This is a genomic window from Pseudomonas sp. GV047, assembly GCF_003058245.1.
In the GTDB taxonomy this organism is placed as follows: domain Bacteria; phylum Pseudomonadota; class Gammaproteobacteria; order Pseudomonadales; family Pseudomonadaceae; genus Aquipseudomonas; species Aquipseudomonas marginalis.
This window is the reverse complement of the sequence record NZ_QCWA01000001.1, coordinates 430425-448565: the sequence shown is the minus strand read 5'-3', so window position 1 is coordinate 448565 and position 18141 is coordinate 430425. Positions and strand designations below refer to the sequence as shown.

Here is an 18141-nt window from a genome sequence, read left to right as displayed (position 1 = left end):
GTAAGGCTGGCGGCGAAGAGTGGAAGCCATACGTGCACCATTCAGCGTCCCCCTCGGACATCGCCGCCAGGGATGTTCAAGCGTGCAAGGCGGTAAAGCAGGGTGCGGCGTGCTAGCCCCAACTCGCGTGCCGTACGGGTCCGGTTGCCACGGTTCTTGTGCAGGCAGTCGATCAGGAATACCCGTTCAACCCGTTCCAGGCGCTGGCGCAACGTCGCGCCGACGGCAATAGTGGTCGGCCCGGACGACAGGCCCAGGTGTTCAGGCAGCACCACTGCGTCGTCACACAGCAGTACCGCGCGCTCGACCAGGCATTTGAGTTCACGGACATTCCCGGGAAAAGGGTGGCACGAGAGTTGATCCAAGGCCGCAGCAGACCATTCCACCGGCGAGAGCCCCATTGCCGCGCAGGCCGATTGTGCGAACTGTCGCGCCAACAGCAGCACATCTGCGTCGCGCTCGCGCAAGGCCGGCAATTCGATCGGGAACTGCGCCAGTCGGTAGTACAGGTCCTCGCGAAAACTGCCCTCCGCCACCATTGCAGCCAGATCACGATGGGTCGCTGCGATAATTCGCACATCGACCTTATGGGCCGCATCGGCTCCCAACGGGCGAACCTCGCCTTCCTGCAACACCCGCAGCAGCTTGGCCTGGAGTGACAGCGGCATATCGCCGATTTCGTCGAGGAGCAACGTGCCGCCATCGGCGGCGTCAAATAGCCCCGCATGGTTACGTTCGGCGCCTGTAAAGGCGCCCCTGCGATAACCGAATAGCTCGCTCTCCAGCAGCCCCTCGGGAAAGGCCGCACAGTTCTGCACCACAAAGGCTTTGCTACTGCGCGGCCCGGCAGCATGGATGGCCCGTGCCACCACCTCCTTGCCGGTTCCGGTCTCCCCGCGCAGCAGCACCGTGCAGGGCGCATTCAGCACCTTGCCGATCAGCCGGTAGGTTTCTTCCATGGCTGCGCTGTTACCGATCAGCCCATACGTCATACGCGCCGAGGGTAGACAAGGCCTGGCCTGGGAGCCGTTGTGCGGCGGACGCACACGTCGCAACAGCGCCAGCTGACTCAAGGCGAAGCTTGCCAGTTGGCTTAACGAGGGTCCGTAGTCCTGGAGCAGTTTCGGCCGCTGGCTGGCGCACAGCAATAGACCGGCAACGGCCTTGTGGCGAGCGAACAGCGGCAGGCATATCAACGAGTGCCAGGGCGTAGCTGTCGCGGGTAGAAAACCGCTTTCGTACACACTGTCGTCCAGGTTATCCACGCTCAGGATACTGGGATGGCCGAGCACGTGACGCAACAGTTGCTGATGCTGAAAGTCTGCGCCGCAAGCACCCTCGCCGAGGGGCAATGCGCCAGGAAAATACTGGGCAATCAAGTCCAGCCGACCCGTGTCCTCGTCCCGCCAATATAACTGGCCGAGTTCGCATTCACTCAGTTGCGCAGCCGCTGCAACACACAGGCCTGGCAGCGTTGTCTCGTCACCCTCGATGCCCATTCGGGTGAACCAGGCCAACAACGTCTCGGCGTAGGCCAGGGGTTGGGGTAAAGGGGCCAGCACATCGTTCATCATTGGCTGAACTCACAGATCGGCAGCCCGTCACCATCCAGGCAGGCGTGGGCCCGCGACAGCGGCTCACCCATCGCCACCGCCCCAAGCAGTCGATCGACCATCTGCGGCAACAGGTGGATCTCGATCCATTGGTCGATGTACCGCGCTCCGCTGTCGCTATGGACGCACCGCTCAGCCATATGCGTGACCAGTTCGGCCGTATAGCTCAAGGCCAGCTTGCGTGACTGCAACCTTCGCCCAAGACGGTCGAGCTTGAGTCTTGCCAGGTCATGCAACACAGCGCCCATCAACGGGTAATAGGGTACGACTCGCATCCGGGCGAGCAGTGCCGGTTTGAAATAGTCGCGCAGCAGAGGGTGAATTGCGTCCTGCAGCACCTGTGTGCCAGGTCGTCGGCCGCCTGCACATAAGTCGATAATGCAATCGCTGCCCAGGTTGGAAGTCATCAGGATCAGCGTATTGCGAAAATCGATTTCCCGGCCTTCGCCATCGTTGACCAGCCCCTTGTCGAAGATCTGATAGAACAGGTTCAACACCTCCGGGTCGGCCTTTTCGACTTCGTCGAGCAGCACCACCGAATAGGGGCGCCGGCGCACGGCTTCCGTCAGCACTCCGCCCTCTCCATAGCCGACATAACCGGGAGGTGCGCCAATCAGCCGAGACAGGGCGTGTTTTTCCTGAAACTCCGACATGTTGAGGGTGGTGACAAAACGCTCGCCGCCATACAGCAAATCACCCAGGGCCAAGGCCGTTTCGGTCTTGCCCACACCACTTGGGCCTACCAACAGAAACACACCGACCGGCGCATCGGCCTTGTTCAGTCCGGCAGCCACCGCGCGCAGGTTGCGGTCGAGCGCCTGTATGGCAGGTTCCTGGCCGAGAATGCGCGACCGCAGCGCATCGGCAACCCCCAGCACCGATGCACTGTGCTCAAGGGACAGTTGTTCAACCGGAATGCCGGTCCAGGCGCTGATGACCTGTGCCACCAGTCGCGGGCATACACGCAACGGCTCCGCCAACGCGCGCTGTTCCAGCCAGCGCTGCTCCTGAAGTTGACGCTCACTCTCGACAGCCGCCAATCGCAGGCCCAATGCTTGTGCAGCCGGCTCATCCATTGGCAATCCGGCGTCCCTGTCTCGATTCAGCGAGTCGCGCTGCCGCGAGCCTTCAGCGTGCTCGGTACACAGGCGCTCCAATGCCTCGGGCACCATTATCTGGTTGATTCGCGCACGTGCGCAGGCGGTGTCCAGCACATCCACGGCCTTATCGGGCAACTGACGCCCTGCCAGGTAGCGGGCGCTCATCTGCGCCGCCGCGACGACGGCATCGTCACGTATATGCACGCCATGGCTGGATTCGTAGGCCGGGACCAGCCCGCGCAGGATCGAAGTCGCCTGTTCAACGCTGGGCTCGCCAACCAGCACAGGCTGGAAACGCCGCGCCAAGGCAGGGTCTTTTTCAAAGTATTTCTTGTATTCGGACCACGTGGTGGCAGCGAGGGAACGCAACTCACCACGGGCCAGGGCCGGCTTGAGCAGGTTGGCGGCATCGCCGGCACCCGCCTGGGCACCCGCCCCCACCAGGGTATGCGCCTCGTCGATAAACAGAATCACCGGTGTCGGCGCGGCATTCACTTCGTCGATCACGCCTTTGAGACGCCGCTCGAACTCGCCCTTGATGCTGGCACCGGCTTGCAGCAGTGCCATGTCCAGGGTCAGCACACGCACACCCTTGAGTGGCTCCGGCACCTGCGAGCTGGCGATGCGCAGGGCAAGGCCTTCGACAACTGCGGTCTTGCCCACCCCGGCCTCGCCGACAAGGATCGGATTGTTCTTGCGCCGCCGCATAAGGATGTCGATCAGTTGGCGGATCTCACCCTCGCGACACAGCACCGGGTCGATACGCCCTTCATGGGCCTGGTGTGTCAGATCATGGGTAAAGCGCGCCAGCAGTGACTCGCCGCCTGCTGCCGGGCAGACGTCAGGCCCCTGGTCCAGCACAAACCCGTGTATACGCTGTGCATCCAAACGGCTCAGCAACGCGTGATAGCCGGTGCCCGCGTGCTGCAGCGGGTGACGCAACAAAGCCAGTAACAGTGCACCGTGGTCCACGAAGCTCTGGCGCAACTCCAGATGGGCAACCATCAACGCCTGTTGTAACCACTGCACGAGGGCCGGGGCGAACACCGGATTACGCGTGGCACTTGCCTGCCCCTTGGGCTGCAGCGTTGCTTGCAGCGTCTGCGCCTCGATCCCGGCGTCGGCCAAGGCTCGTATCAAAAGCCCCCTGGGACGTTCCAGCTGGGTCAGTAGCAGGTCTTCCACCAGGACCTCCCTGCCACCTCGCGTCACGCAACGTTCGGCCGAGCGCTCCAGGTCCTGACGGACTGCGGGCGTCAATGTCAGGATCAGCTGTTGCAGGTCTACATTCATCATGGTCATTAGTCCCTAGTGAGCATTGCTGGCCACGATGACCGCACCATCGGCGCACTCGTGTGCCAGCCAAGTGGTCCACCCCAGCCTGCAGACATTGTGTTCACCCACGTGCAACGGCCTGAGCGCCTCCTTGGCCAGCACCAGCCGCAGGTCATGCTCCAGCGGGTCTCGTGCAGCCAGTCGCACCAACGAACACAGCAGTGGATACTCCGACCCCGTCGGCAAGAAACCATGGAAGCGCTGCCAATCCAGATCCTGTATATGCACCCGGAACTTACCGTTGCAGTCGGTGATCCGGCTTCCCAGTACCTGGTCGAAGCCCAACAGGCTGTTGGCACAGCCAAGCTGGTTCAACTGCGGGGGAGCAATGGCAACCGTGCGTTCCACCCATTGCTCTATAAACATGCGCTCATGCCCGAAGTAGTAACGCAGCACTGTTTCGATCACCGCCGCCGAGTGCGCCCGCAGGCCAAGCAACCCCAGGTAGGGCAACAGTCGCTTGCAGTCCAACTGCGCGGCGGTACGGATGCGCTGGCCCCTCAACCCGATCAACGCAAACATCTGCTCGGAAAAAGCATCACGCGCCTGCGCCTGGAAACACGCCTGGTAGCGGTATTTGCGCCAGATCGGCAGCATCAGCCGTTGCAGACGATGGTGAAACAGGTCCAGGAAGTCTCGAGTCGCGTGGCCGCCCGCTCCATCGGCACTCGCCTGCTCACCGTAAAAGGCCGGCAAGGGTGAACCTGCGCCGCAGAGGCCCAGGACATTGAGGCGAAGACGCGCACGCAATTGATCGTGTTCAACAAAAAACTCCAACCGGTCAATATCGTGACCGGGAAAACCAAGACCCGGGTTGGCCTGAAACTCCAGCCGCTCATAGAGTGCGTTGTCATCCAGTAGCGGATGGGCATCGCGCAGGCGCTTGATCACCTGCGAAATCGCCTGGAACAGCGAATATTCACGGATGGCACGGCACAGTTGCTTCAAAGCAGGGGCTGCTGCCCCATCTGAGGTGGCCATAGGTACACATCTCCTTGTGTGCTGATGACACGCAGCTCGTGGTAGGCATTAAGGCTGGCATAAAGCGCGAAGAACTCGTTGAGCACCGAGGCGAACAAAAACGCTTCGCCCGCCCCCAGGAAACCTTGGGAATCAATGCTCAGGTCGACCCGCACCCCTCGAAGCGGCATGCCCCGGTGCAAGCGGTCGACGGCCGTATGGCTGATGGATCGCAAGGCCCCCAGCCTTCTCTGGCTGACCTTTTTCGCTTGCAGATCGTGGTAACGCGGCACGTCATAGGTTTCGAGGACCACCTTCAAGACATTGATGTCGCTCAGTGACAAATAGTTGAGCGACATGTTGCTGATAAGTCGCCAGAGAAAGTCCTGGTCCAGGGGCGGTGCGAAACTCGCAGTCGGTGCGCAGATATTGCGAAATGACAAGCCCTCCGGTGTCTGCTCACAGGGCTGATTGATCTCCCCTGCCTGCAATTGCCGAGGCAGGTTGTGATTGGTGCATGTCAGCTCGATCGACAGCGTTTCCTGGGTATGCCCCCGCCCGCTTCCGAACCCCAGCCAGGTATCGAGCCCGGCATGATGCGCCGAAGCACGCTGACGAATGCTGTAGCTGGTGGGCGCTGCCGATGCATCGATAACGCCGTCGTGCTCAAAGGATTCAAACGGTACGTACGCCTGATACCCCAGCCCGCCGGGGCGCCAGCCCGTGACCTTGTCGACGGAAAATACACAGGCGTTTGCGCGCGCATATTCCCCAGGAATCAACAGGTATTCGTCCTGCTTGCCGTCCAGGCGAATCGGCACCGCATCATGTTTGAACAGGTTGACGATGGGCGTGCAGTACAGCCTCACGTTGTCCAGCGTGGGGTATCCGGTTGCCTGGCAACGGGTGCGTAACTTGAAGCACAGCCTGACGCTGCAGATTTGCTTGAGTACGTCCTGGGGCAACCGCTGCAACGCATCCAGGCCAAGCACATCGACGAACAGGTACTTTTCAGGAAAGGCGAAATACTCCTGCAGATGGCGGTATCCACGAAAGGTATTCTGCGGATAAGGCATCAGCGCATGCTCCTCCGCGAACCCCACCGGACTGACCTGATCGCCACCCAATCGCAACAGCAGGGGCTGGCCATCAGCCCCGCTGACCACAAGCCCATCACCGCCCAATGGCAGCAACTCGATACCCTCAACCTCGCGCAACAGGCTCAGGTACAACGCTTGACTGATGTAGCGGTCTCCCGACAAATGCAGGCGCAATTGATCGAACGCACATTCGCTGAAATTGCCTTCGCCGCCCATGTCCAGGCGCAGGCTCAGCAACGCCTGCTCTCCCTGGACGCAGTACTCCAGCGTGCTCAGTTGCAGCGGCAAGATGCAGGTGGCGTAGCAGGTTCGAAAACGACAGCGGTCACCATCGACCGCAGCGCTTTCGACCGGTGTATCCCGTGCGACCATCACACCGGGCCCCGCATGTTTCAACGGCTCGAACTGCAGGATACTGAACGCAGGTAGGGGCCGCATGTAGTTGGGCCACAGCAGGTGCATCAAGGAATGAGTCAGCTCAGGCAACTCGTCATCCAGCTTCTGGCGCAGGCGACCGGTGAGGAAAGCAAAGCCTTCCAGCAGCCGCTCCACATCCGGATCCTGACCGGCCTCCCCTAAAAAGGGCGCGAGAGCAGGATTGCGCTCGGAAAAGCGCCGCCCGAGCTGTCGCAACGCACTGAGTTCGCTCTGGTAATAGTGGTTAAAGGACATCAGGCAAGACCTCAACCTGTCCAGCATCCTGCAGGCGCGCGGTGAACACCACGGGCTGCGTCACCCCGTCGACGCAGAGCGTGGCGTCAATGGCAAACGCCAGCGCCAGAGGATCGTCACCACAAGGCAACGCCCTCACGTGCGTATCCTTCAAGCGGGGCTCATAGGCCCGGATAAACCGCTCGATCAACAAGCGCGACTGGCTCAATGACTCATGCAGACTCTGGCTCATGTCATTGAGATCCGGCATACCGTAATCCTCCAGTGTCTGCACGCTGCCAGCGCGGATGCTGAGCATCTTTCCCAGATGAGCTGCGACGGACGTCACGGCACATGATGATTTTGCGGCCGGACTTTCAAGTCGCTCGAAGAGGTTTTGGTTACGCGTCATCCCTTGGCCCCTGCTCATTCTTTGTCGAGCTTGCCAACCAGGGACAGGGTGAAATCCGCCCCCATGTATTTGAAGTGCGGTCGCACACTCAGGTTGACGCGGTACCAGCCAGGCTCGCCCTCGACATCACTGACAACGATACGTGCCGCCCGCAATGGCCGCCGCCCACGCACTTCGGCACTGGGGTTTTCCTGGTCGGCCACGTACTGGCGAATCCACTTGTTGAGCTCCAGCTCCAGGTCGGTACGCTCCTTCCACGAGCCCAGTTGCTCCCGTTGCAGGACCTTGAGGTAATGGGCCAGGCGGTTGACCACCATCATGTAGGGCAACTGGGTGCCCAGGCGGTAATTCAGCTCGGCCTCCTTGCCCTCGGCACTGATGCCGAAACGCTTTGGCTGTTGCACCGAGCTGGCGGAGAAAAACGCGGCATTGTCACTGCCCTTGCGCATCGTCAAGGCAATGAAACCCTCTTGCGCCAGTTCGTATTCGCGACGGTCGGATACCAGCACTTCAGTGGGAATCTTGGTTTCGATTTCGCCCATGCTGTGGAAGTGATGCAGGGGTAAGTCCTCCACTGCGCCGCCGCTTTGCGGACCGATAATGTTCGGGCACCAACGAAACCGCGCAAAACTGTCGGTCAATCGTGTGGCAAAGGCGTAGGCGGTATTACCCCAAAGGTAGTGCTCGTGGCTGTTCACCACGGTTTCCCGGTAGGCGAAGGTCTTGACCGGACATTCAAGGGGATCGTAAGGCGTGCGCAGCAGGAATCGCGGCACCGTCAGCCCGATATAACGGGCATCTTCGCTCTGGCGAAAGCTATGCCATTTGGCGAACTGCGGACCTTCGAAATGATCCCTGAGATCCTTCAAGTCAGGTAGATCGGTGAAGCTTTCCAAGCCGAAAAAAGTCGGCCCGGCGGCCGCGATAAACGGTGCATGGGCCATGCAGGCGACCTTGGAAGCGTATTGCATCAGCTTCACATCGGGGGCGCTGGGGGAAAGAAAGAAGTCAGCGATGATTGCGCCCACAGGTTGACCGCCGAACTGACCGTACTCCGCACTGTAGACGTGCTTATAGAGCCCGGACTGGGTCACCTCGGGTGAGTCTTCGAAGTCATCCAGCAGGTCTTGCCGAGAGACATTCAGCAGTTCGATCTTGATGTTTTCTCTAAAGTTGGTGCGCTCGACCAACAACTGCAGGCCTTTCCATGAGGATTCCAGGGCCTGGAAGCGCGGGTGGTGCAGAATCTCATCCATTTGCCGACCGAGCTTCTCGTCAATCTCCGCAATCATCCGGTCAACCAGGTGTTTCTTGACCGGTTCCCCGCTGTTCTGCGGCTTGATCAGCTCTTCGATAAATGCCGAGACGCCACGCCTGGCTATGCCGTAGGCCTCATCATCCGCACTCAACAGAGTCTGGGCGATGATGTTGTCGAGAATGCTGTGCTCGTCAGTGATGAGTACGGGTATCGAGGTGTGTTGAGTCGTCATGGCGCCAGTGTCCTTTTACTGAAGAATGTCAGGCGGTCCGGCCGCTCAGGCCCAGCTCCGCCAATACTCGGGCACGGGATTCGTCGTCGGCCAGGGCCTGTTCGATGGCTTTGCGAAAGCTCGGCGTGTTGCCCAGTGGTCCCTTGAGCGCCATGAGCGCCTCACGCAGGGCCATCAGCTTGTGCAACTCGGGGATCTGCTCCACCAGGTTCGCCGGGTTGAAATCCCTCATCGAATTGATTCGTAACTGGATGGCCAGGTCTTCGACCTCGGCGCCGTCCTGGAGCCGATTGGGGACATTCAGCGTCAGGCTCAGCGCCTGTTTGGCCAACACCTCATCGAGGGTGTTCTGGTTGAGGGCGATGGGCTTGCGATCTTCAAGCTTGCGCAGGTCCTCACGCTGGGTGAAGTCCCCCAGCACGAGGAGTTTCAACGGAAGCTCGACTTCTTCCCGCACACCGCCGACGGCGGGTTTGAAGGTGATATTGATGCGTTCCTTGGGTGCTACCGAACCTTCTTTGGCCATGGTAAATCTCCTTTTCAAGCGGCTCGTAAGCCTATTCAAGTACCGCTTCCAGATCGAAGAGGCACAGCCTGCGGTGGGTGTCTTCCTTGCGCTCGCGCACGGCATGGTTTTGTGGCAGCAGGTCGCAGCAGCGGTGCAAGAGGCGTGTCACTTGAAACGCCAGCTCCGGCTCCCAGCGCTCCAGGCCCGAGCGCTGCAGCTCGAAGTCCAGTTGTTCGAGCTGGATCTTCGCCAGTTCATGTTTGCCAGCGTGTGCACACAAGCGCGCCAGGGCCAACCGCCAATAAAAGCGGGCGCGATCGCTGCGAGCGGCATGCAGGCCTTGATTGAGCTCATGTACCGCGGCTTTGAGCCCATCCTTGCGCAGCCGCGGTAGCACATCCTGCAAGGCGATCTCCCAGGGCTCGGCATCGCCCCCCACGCGGGGCGCCTCAGGGGTTTGCAGGTAATGGGAGACATGCAGTGCGATCCAGTCGCGAGTGGCGTCGTCGGCAAAAGGAGCGCCCCCTTGAAAGCGAAACGCCGGCAAGTCCGGCAATCGTTGCAACAGCAGGGCGAAACTCACTTCCAACTCGCTCATGGCCAGTTCCGCCTGCTGGGCTTCCAGGCATTGCCAGAGCATGTACAGCCCATCGAACCAGAACATCGCACCTGAGAGGCCGGCCTCAAGTTCAGGCAGCAGCTCGGCGTGATGGCCTTGGGCAAAACGTTGCTGGTAGTACTTGAGTCTGTCGGGGGCAGGTCCGCACAACGCGGTGACTCGCTCACCGTTGGCATCCGGATAGCGGACGATGGACAGCCAGGCCAGCGTTCGACTCAGGTGCAAGGCCCGTAGGTCGGCGGCGTCCTGGCGTAACCACCAGGCACACAACGGACGAGCTTGTTCCTGCAAGGCATACAGCAATTCATGCGCGTCTTTTTCGTTGTTTACCGTCGGTTTGGCCGTTGAGGATGGCGTAGCAGCGGGTTGCACTTGCGCAACGGCGGCGTTCAACCCGGCGACAGGGGGATGGCCTTGCACAGCAAGCGCCAACCACTGCTCCAATTGTTTGCGAATCGGCAGCAACAGCGGCGCGTCGCCTCCCAAATGTGCAGTCCAGAGTTCATCAAGGCGCGTGAGGTGTTCAAGCATGGACTGGAATAGGGGTTGCTGGTCCTGAACCGACAGGTCTTGGACAAGCAGTGTCTCAAGGCGCAGGACCAGCCAGCCGAACGCCGCGCCGCGGGTGCGCAGCTTTCCAGGGTATACCGCCGACCAATGGTGCTCACACAGATAGCGCAGCAACCCGAGGCCAGCCAGCAGTCCGGCAAAGGACTCGCGGTGGTACAGCGCCCAGGTCAGCCAGACGGCCACGCGCAGATCCTTGGACTGCTCACGCAACAGGCATTCGCTGATTTCCAGGAGCTTTTGCCAGTCCGGCTGGCCGGCGCCATGCATGGACTGCATCTTTGCCAGTTCGGACTCCAGGGTTTCATATTCATTTGAATAGCGCATATCACTGCCGGCAAAGTTCGCTGGCAAACAGGGCTGCCGGGCAAGCTCGAGGTAATAAGCGCAGAGTTTTTCTGAATGGACCATTTAGGAGCGCACTCGACTATCCAAGGCACGAGAGACAAACTAAGTGCATTTAACTTTCACACCAGATTGCCATGAACCCTTCGCTTGATTCGCCGCGAAGCTCGTAAACCTTAGCCACGACAATAACATCCAGCAAGCAACAGGTTCACACTTAAGACATTTCCTACACACCCCGTAAACCAAGGCATATGCAGACTTTTGCGCAGCTACAGAGATGTAGTTCACCTAACCCCAGCGGAAAACCAACTACTAAGAGACGTAGCAATATGAGCAACTAAATGCGCACTTATGCGCAAACACTTTCCGTAAAACAGCCAAAAAAAACCATAATACCCGTTTAAACCCAACGCCTATATCCACAGCATGCCAAGTCCGTATTGGTTCCCGCACTTTCCGGCACGCTTCTTGTAATAACCACATTCCCAACCGGCACGATTAACCGTTGGAACTACTTCATCAATCAGACAAGGAAACCCGTCATGCCAACACCCGCGTATCTTTCCATCACCGGTGTCAAACAAGGTTTGATTACGGCAGGCACATTTACCCAAGACTCGGTAGGCAACATTTATCAAGAAGGTCATGAAGACCAGATTCTGGTCCAGGCCTTTGCTCATCAAGTAATCATCCCCCGCGATCCGCAGTCGGGTCAGCCGACGGGCCAGAGGGTCCATAAGCCGCTGATGATCAGCAAGGTCTTCGATAAGTCATCGCCCTTGCTGTTCAGCGCATTGACCAGCGGTGAAGAGGTCAAATGCCGACTGGAGTGGTTCCGTACATCATCGGCCGGCACCCAGGAGCACTACTTCACGATAGAACTGGAGGGCGCGACGCTCGTGGACATCCAGTCCCGCATGCCCAATTGCCAGGACCCGGACAATGCCCACTTCACTCACCTGGAGGATGTGTACTTCACCTATCGCAAGATCGTATGGACCCACGAAGTGTCGGGCACATCCGGATCGGATGACTGGCGCAGCCCGGTAGCGGGCTAAGTCGGACCTGAGCAGGAACGGGAGCCAGGGACGGCACCGTTTCTGCCAGGCAACTACACCATCGCCAAGGGATGCTTGCGCTTGGGTGCGCCGAACACCCGGTCGATGGCATCCAGGTCGTGCTCATCGAGCACCACCTTGGCGGCGGCCGCATTGAGCCGTACATGCTCCGGGGTGACCGCCTTGGGAATGGCGATCACACCGTCCTGGCGCAGCACCCAGGCCAAGGCAACCTGGGCAGGCGTGACCTCGTGGCGGCGGGCGATCTGCTTGAGGGTCTGGCTGGACAGCAACGCCCCACCCTGGGCAATCGGGCAGTACGCCATCAGCGGCAAATGGTGTTGTTGCCACCAGGGCAACAGGTCGAATTCGATCCCGCGCTCTTCGATGTTGTACAGCACCTGGTTGGTCGCGCAGGCCGGGGATGCGAGCTCCTGCAGGTCGGCCACATCGAAATTCGAGACGCCCCAGCGGCCGATCTTGCCGGCCTCACGCAGGCGCTCGAACGCTTCGACAGTTTCCTCAAGGGGGTACTGGCCACGCCAATGCAGCAGATACAGATCAATGTAGTCCGTGCCCAGGCGCCGGAGGCTGGCTTCACAGGCACGGGGCACGCCTTTTTGGCTGGCGTTGTGCGGGTAGACCTTGCTCACCAGGAACACTTGGTCACGCCTGCCGCTGATGGCTTCGCCGACGACTTCCTCGGCGCCACCCTCGCCATACATCTCGGCGGTGTCGATGAGGGTCATGCCCTCGTCGATCCCCAGTTGCAATGCCGCGACTTCAGCGCGGCGCCGGTCCGGGTCTTCGCCCATGCGCCAGGTTCCCTGGCCGATGACAGGGACGGGAACACCCGCCAGATCAATGGTGCGCATGACAACCTCCTGATGAGTTCGCGAATTAACAGTGTGGCATTGACCGGACAAAAGGGTTCAATCGAAGTATGGTTGCCCTTTGCCAAGTCGCCAGGAAGGACCTGCAATGCTGTTTGTCGTGATGCTCGGGGGCAAGCACCCACGGGCAAGGATTGAAGTGCACGATGTAGTGTTCGCCGTAGCAGACACCCTGGAAGGCACCTACCCGCAACTGCGCGAGGGCTGGTTTGGCAGCCCAAAGGGCGTGCATATCGATTCGTGGATGGCGGTGGATGGCGTCGACGGCTGGAAAGTCGAACTCAGCCACCTGGCCCCCGCTGCCGACGCCCATCACCTGTACTTCATCAACCTTGGCGGTTATGAAACCAATAGCTTTGGCGAGGCCCACCACTACCTGCTGGTGGTCGCCCGCAACAAACGGGAGGCGGCCAGCAAGGGCAAGCAACAAATGCTGCGCCACTGGTCCCAGGCCCACACCGACGGCGTGATGGATATCGACGACTGCCTGCCCATCGACCTGGTGGACGGCCGCTACCTGCACCTGGTGCAAGGCGCCCATCGGCCGATCATTCAGCAGAACGACTATATCGTCTTGAATTGATGGAGGCTTATTCGACCTGACATCAGATAACTCCGGCAACGTCAGACGTAACACTGCTGTTGCTGTGGCTTTTGCTCTTGATCTCAGGCGCCCCGTCAAACACGCTGGCCGAACGCAGGCTTGAATCCGTGGCCCATGACGGCGGCCCACGGATTCAAGCCTGCGTTCGGGCACACCGAGCCTAGGCGAGGTGCCGAGTGTTGGGGCGTGGACCTTTTGCTTACTTTTGGGTCCCTCCAAAAGTGAGCCGCTGTAAGAGCGGAACCATAGGCAGCCGCTACCGCAGCAACGGATATGTACTCGGTCTGATCCAACATCCTGGTCGGCTGTCAGGCCGCCATCGGGGGCAAGTCGAATCGTCGCACCGACCCTCCCACATGTGATCTATATGCATCAGGTAGATACCAGCCTGCTTTGGGTCTCACTCCATCACGCCAATACCCAAGCCCAACGCCCCAACCTGAACCCCAGCGGAACTTTGCCAGGAAATAACCGCCTGAATCCGGTACGCTCACCGTTTTTACTCAAGGAGTTAATCCCCATGGCCAAAGCCACCGCCCGTCACATCCTCGTTGCCACTGAAGACAAGTGCAACGAACTCAAGGCCCAAATCGAAGGCGGCGCCGATTTCGCAGAAGTCGCCAAAGCCAACTCCAGCTGCCCATCCAGCCGCCAGGGCGGTGACTTGGGTTCGTTCGGTCCAGGCCAGATGGTCAAGGAATTCGACACCGTCGTCTTCAGCGCCCCGGTCAACACCGTGCAAGGCCCGGTAAAAACCCAGTTCGGCTACCACCTGCTGGAAGTCACCAGCCGCCAGGACTGATCCCATCCGCGCTGCTGCTTGAAACAACGGCCCGCCTCTTGGTGGGCCGTTGTGCATGTGACGACTGGCGACGCTGATGCCGTTAGCGTACAAATCCTTATTCTTCTTCACCCGGCGTTCAAGGCTGACAATGCGATTGGCTTTTTCCAGACTGTTCAGTACCTCCCTGGCCCTGCTGCTGGCCAGCAGCGCCGTGATCGCGGCGCCCCAACCGTCCATGACCGTGTACGGCGAACCGGCCAAGTATCCCGCCGGTTTCAGCCATTTCGACTACGCCAACCCCAACGCCCCCAAGGGCGGCAGCCTGCGGCGCTCGGCGCTGGAGATCGGGCGTTTCGACCATGTGCTGCCGTATATCGACAAAGGCATCGGCGTCTCCCAGGTCGACGGCTGGCTGTATGCGCCCCTGGCCCTGCGTTCCCTGGATGAGCCCTATACGGTGTATGGCCTGGTGGCCGAGAAGATGGAACGCGCGGAGGACGGCCTGTCCCTGCGCTTCTTCCTCAACCCCAAGGCGCGCTTTGCCGACGGCAAGCCGATCACCGCCGAAGACGTGCGCTACAGCTTCAACCTGCTGATGACCCAAGGCAGCCTGCGCTTTCGCACGCTGTTCGCCGACGTCAAGCACGTCGAAGTCGAAGGCCCGCGCCAGGTCCGTTTTGATTTCTCCAGCAATGAAAACCGCACCCTGCCCCTGGATGTCGCCACCCTGCCGGTGTTTCCCGAGCACTGGTGGAAAACCCGCGACTTCGCCAACGGCGGTGGCTACGAAGCCCCACTGGGCAGCGGCCCGTACAAGGTCGGCAAGATCGACTCGGGCAGCACCATCACCTTTACCCGCGACCCCGACTGGTGGGGCAAGGACCTGCCCGTCAGCCGCGGCCTGTACAACTTCGATCACCTGAGCCTGGAGTACTTCGGTGACACCGAAGTGGCCCGCCAGGTACTGCGCGGTGGCGCCTACGACTTCAACCGTGAGTTTTCCGCCACCGGCTATTCCATCGGCTACAACGGCCCGGCCCTGGACGATGGCCGCCTGCAACGTGCGCACCTGGCCAAGGACATGCCGCAACCGGCCCAGGGTTATGTGTTCAACGTGCAAAAACCGATGTTCAAGGACCGTCGCGTGCGCCAGGCCCTGGCGATGCTGTGGGACTTCGAATGGGCCAACCGGCAGATGATGCGCAACCTGTACATCCGCCAGCAAAGCTACTTCTCCAACAGCCCGTTGGCCGCTACCCAGCTGCCCACCCCGGAAGAACTGGCGATTCTGGAACCCTTGCGCGGGCAGATTCCCGACGAGGTATTCACCCAGGTGTTCAAGGCCCCGGTCACCGATGGCAGCGGCATGATCCGCGACAAACAGCTGCAAGCCCTGGCGCTGCTGGAAGAAGCCGGCTGGAAGCCAGACGGCGACAAACTGGTCAACGCCGAGGGCGAGCCGCTGGAGTTCACCTTCCTCAATGCCCAGAACGGGCTGGAACGCCTGCTGTTGCCGTACAAACGCAACCTCGCACAGATCGGCATTACCTTGAACATCCGCCGCATCGATTCTTCGCAATACGTCAACCGCCTGATGGCCCGCGACTACGACATGATCGTCACCGGCTTCCCGGTCACCACCTCGCCCGGCATGGAGCTGTACAACTACTTCGGCTCGACCGCCGCATTCGATCCGGGCGCCAACAACTACATGGTGCTCAAGGACCCGGCCGTCGACAGCCTGATCAAGGGCCTGGTCAAGGCCGACACCCAGGCGCAGATGCTTACCTATGCCCATGCCTTGGACCGGGTGCTGCAATGGAATTACCTGTGGATCCCCAATTACTACCCGCCCGGCACCTCCGCCGCGTGGTGGAACCGCTTCGGCCGCCCGGCCATCGAGGCCAGGAATGATGAAGCCCTGGAAACCTGGTGGGAAATCAGCCCTACCCCGCTGACCAATGAACAAATGAATACCGAGTTGAAAAAACGCGCGGGAGCTCGCTGATGTTTGCCTATATCGTGCGGCGCCTGCTGCTGATCATCCCGACGCTGGTGATCATCCTGCTGGTCAACTTCGTGATCGTCCAGGCCGCCCCCGGCGGACCGGTGGAACAAGCCATCGCCCACTTGCAGGGCATCGGCGGCGGCGCGGTCGGCGGCTCATCCGGCGACGGTGTCAGCAGCGGCTCCCGTGCCAGCCGCGGGCTGGACCCGAAACTGATCAAGGACATCGAAAAACAATACGGCTTCGACAAGCCCGCGCCGGAACGCCTGTGGCTGATGCTCAAGAGCTACGCCCAGCTGGATTTCGGCAACAGCTTCTTTCGCGGCGCCACCGTGATCGACCTGATCCTGGAAAAAATGCCGGTGACCATTTCCCTCGGCCTGTGGGCCACGCTGATCACCTACCTGGTGTCGATCCCCCTGGGCATTCGCAAGGCGGTGCGCCATGGCAGCAGCTTTGATGTGTGGAGCAGCACCGCCATCGTGATTGGCTACGCGATGCCGGCGTTCCTGTTCGCGATGTTCCTGATCGTGGTGTTCGCCGGAGGCACGTCATTGAACTGGTTCCCGGTGCGCGGGCTGGTCTCGGAAAACTTCGCCGAGCTGAGCACCGTGGGCAAGATCGCCGACTACTTCTGGCACCTGGTGTTGCCCGTCAGCGCACTGGTGATCGGCGGGTTCGCCACCCTGACCATCCTGACCAAAAACTCGTTCCTCAATGAAATCACGCGCCAGTACGTAGTGACCGCCCGCGCCAAGGGCCTGAGCGAACGGCGGGTGCTGTACGGCCATGTGTTTCGCAACGCCATGCTGCTGGTGATCTCGGGGATTCCCCAGGCGTTCATCAGCGTGTTCTTTGCCGGTTCGCTGTTGATCGAGGTGATTTTCTCCCTCGATGGCCTCGGCCGCATGAGCTACGAAGCGGCCGTGTCCCGGGACTACCCGGTGGTGTTTGGCTCGCTGTTTATCTTCACCTTGTTCGGCCTGCTGATAAAACTGATCGGCGACCTCTGCTACACCCTGGTGGACCCGCGTATCGACTTCGCCGCGAGGAACGCCTGATGCTTAACCTGTCTCCCGTGGCCCGTCGACGTTTCGAACGCTTCAAGAAAAACCGTCGTGGCTGGTGGTCGCTGTGGCTGTTTATCGGGCTGTTTATCCTGACCCTGGGCGGCGAGTTGATCGCCAACGACAAGCCCTTGGTGCTCAGCTACAAGCACGAGCTGTATTTCCCGGCATTCAAGCGCTACACCGAGCAGCAGTTCGGCGGACAACTGCCGTTCCAGGCCGATTACCGCAGTGACTACGTGCAAAAGCTGATCAAGCAGGACGGCGGCTGGATGCTGTTCCCGCCGGTCCCGTTCAGCGACGACACGCCCAACTACGAACTGACCCGCCCGGCCCCCAGCCCGCCCTCGACGGTGAACTGGCTGGGTACCGATGACCAGTCGCGGGATGTATTGGCGCGGGTGATCTTCGGCGCGCGGGTGTCGATTCTGTTTGCCCTGGCACTCACCGCGATCAGCGCCACCATCGGCATCGCCGCCGGGGCCTTGCAGGGCTATTACGGCGGCTGGGTGGATCTGCTCGGCCAACGCATCCTTGAAGTGTGGTCCGGGCTGCCGGTGCTGTACCTGCTGATCATCCTGTCGGGGTTTGTCGAGCCGAACTTCTGGTGGTTGCTGGGGATCATGGCGCTGTTTTCCTGGCTGGCCCTGGTGGATGTGGTGCGCGCCGAGTTCCTGCGCGGGCGCAACCTGGAGTACGTCAAGGCCGCACGGGCCCTGGGCCTGGGCGACGGCAAGATCATTCGCCGGCACATCCTGCCCAACGCCATGACCGCCACCTTGAGCTACCTGCCGTTCATCCTCACCGGGGCGATTTCCACCCTGAGCGCCTTGGACTTCCTCGGTTTCGGCATGCCTGCGGGCAGTGCGTCACTGGGCGAGCTGATTGCCCAGGGCAAGCAGAACCTGCAAGCGCCGTGGCTGGGCCTGACGGCGTTTTTCACCTTGGCGCTGATCCTGTCGCTGCTGGTCTTTATCGGCGAGGCACTACGTGATGCCTTCGACCCACGTTCATGAGTGACTGC

15 protein-coding genes are annotated in these 18141 nt (G+C 60.6%); 6 read left to right on the top strand and 9 right to left on the bottom strand.

Translation table 11 applies throughout. From position 1 onward, the window contains the following. Positions 1 to 41: 41 nt before the first annotated feature. The 8 genes from C8K58_RS02180 to tssA are packed head-to-tail and all read right to left on the bottom strand — an operon-like array spanning position 42 to position 10766. Entirely contained in the window at positions 42 to 1574 is a 1533-nt protein-coding gene (locus tag C8K58_RS02180) for a sigma-54-dependent Fis family transcriptional regulator (protein ID WP_108572858.1), read from the bottom strand. Then, positions 1571 to 4009 carry an AAA family ATPase gene (locus C8K58_RS02175; RefSeq protein ID WP_108573311.1) on the bottom strand — a complete coding sequence of 813 codons (2439 nt, stop codon included), beginning with the start codon at positions 4007 to 4009 and terminating at the stop codon, positions 1571 to 1573. Before C8K58_RS02175 ends, C8K58_RS02180 begins: the two co-directional genes overlap by 4 nt. 12 nt (positions 4010 to 4021) lie before the next feature. Further along, on the bottom strand, positions 4022 to 5029 hold the full coding sequence (gene tssG, locus C8K58_RS02170) for a type VI secretion system baseplate subunit TssG (RefSeq protein WP_027608609.1): 1008 nt from the start codon (positions 5027 to 5029) through the stop codon (positions 4022 to 4024). Beyond that, positions 4993 to 6780: a type VI secretion system baseplate subunit TssF gene (gene tssF / locus C8K58_RS02165; RefSeq protein ID WP_108572856.1), complete on the bottom strand. Its 1788-nt coding sequence runs from the start codon at positions 6778 to 6780 to the stop codon at positions 4993 to 4995. Before tssF ends, tssG begins: the two co-directional genes overlap by 37 nt. After that, positions 6770 to 7171: a type VI secretion system baseplate subunit TssE gene (gene tssE, locus C8K58_RS02160; RefSeq protein ID WP_027608611.1), complete on the bottom strand. Its 402-nt coding sequence runs from the start codon at positions 7169 to 7171 to the stop codon at positions 6770 to 6772. The genes tssF and tssE overlap by 11 nt, the downstream gene beginning before the upstream one ends. 14 nt (positions 7172 to 7185) lie before the next feature. Then, positions 7186 to 8661, bottom strand: coding sequence for a type VI secretion system contractile sheath large subunit (gene tssC / locus C8K58_RS02155; RefSeq protein WP_051429442.1), 1476 nt, complete (start codon positions 8659 to 8661; stop codon positions 7186 to 7188). A 28-nt stretch (positions 8662 to 8689) separates the two neighbouring features. Then, on the bottom strand, positions 8690 to 9187 hold the full coding sequence (gene tssB, locus C8K58_RS02150; RefSeq protein ID WP_027608613.1) for a type VI secretion system contractile sheath small subunit: 498 nt from the start codon (positions 9185 to 9187) through the stop codon (positions 8690 to 8692). Positions 9188 to 9218: 31 nt separating this feature from the next. Further along, complete coding sequence (gene tssA, locus C8K58_RS02145; RefSeq protein ID WP_108572854.1) at positions 9219 to 10766, bottom strand: type VI secretion system protein TssA; 1548 nt, start codon at positions 10764 to 10766, stop codon at positions 9219 to 9221. 479 nt (positions 10767 to 11245) lie between these two features. Between tssA and C8K58_RS02140 the strand changes: the two genes are divergently transcribed. Continuing rightward, complete coding sequence (locus C8K58_RS02140) at positions 11246 to 11761, top strand: Hcp family type VI secretion system effector (protein WP_048729440.1); 516 nt, start codon at positions 11246 to 11248, stop codon at positions 11759 to 11761. Positions 11762 to 11814: 53 nt separating this feature from the next. Here C8K58_RS02140 and C8K58_RS02135 read toward each other — a convergent pair whose 3' ends face one another. Next, positions 11815 to 12636: an aldo/keto reductase gene (locus tag C8K58_RS02135; RefSeq protein ID WP_027608616.1), complete on the bottom strand. Its 822-nt coding sequence runs from the start codon at positions 12634 to 12636 to the stop codon at positions 11815 to 11817. 106 nt (positions 12637 to 12742) lie between these two features. On the opposite strand from C8K58_RS02135, the gene C8K58_RS02130 reads away from it, so the two are divergent. From C8K58_RS02130 to C8K58_RS02110, 5 genes are all read left to right on the top strand, one after another. Then, complete coding sequence (locus C8K58_RS02130; protein ID WP_098479295.1) at positions 12743 to 13237, top strand: DUF1543 domain-containing protein; 495 nt, start codon at positions 12743 to 12745, stop codon at positions 13235 to 13237. Between the two features lie 541 nt (positions 13238 to 13778). Beyond that, complete coding sequence (locus C8K58_RS02125; protein ID WP_003208024.1) at positions 13779 to 14060, top strand: peptidylprolyl isomerase; 282 nt, start codon at positions 13779 to 13781, stop codon at positions 14058 to 14060. A gap of 130 nt (positions 14061 to 14190) precedes the next feature. Then, the gene (locus tag C8K58_RS02120) at positions 14191 to 16050 is read left to right on the top strand and encodes an extracellular solute-binding protein (RefSeq protein ID WP_027608618.1); all 1860 of its coding nucleotides are present in this window, start codon (positions 14191 to 14193) and stop codon (positions 16048 to 16050) included. Beyond that, the gene (locus C8K58_RS02115; RefSeq protein WP_027608619.1) at positions 16050 to 17111 is read left to right on the top strand and encodes a microcin C ABC transporter permease YejB; all 1062 of its coding nucleotides are present in this window, start codon (positions 16050 to 16052) and stop codon (positions 17109 to 17111) included. Before C8K58_RS02120 ends, C8K58_RS02115 begins: the two co-directional genes overlap by 1 nt. Further along, complete coding sequence (locus C8K58_RS02110; protein ID WP_027608620.1) at positions 17111 to 18133, top strand: ABC transporter permease; 1023 nt, start codon at positions 17111 to 17113, stop codon at positions 18131 to 18133. Before C8K58_RS02115 ends, C8K58_RS02110 begins: the two co-directional genes overlap by 1 nt. Positions 18134 to 18141: the final 8 nt, after the last annotated feature.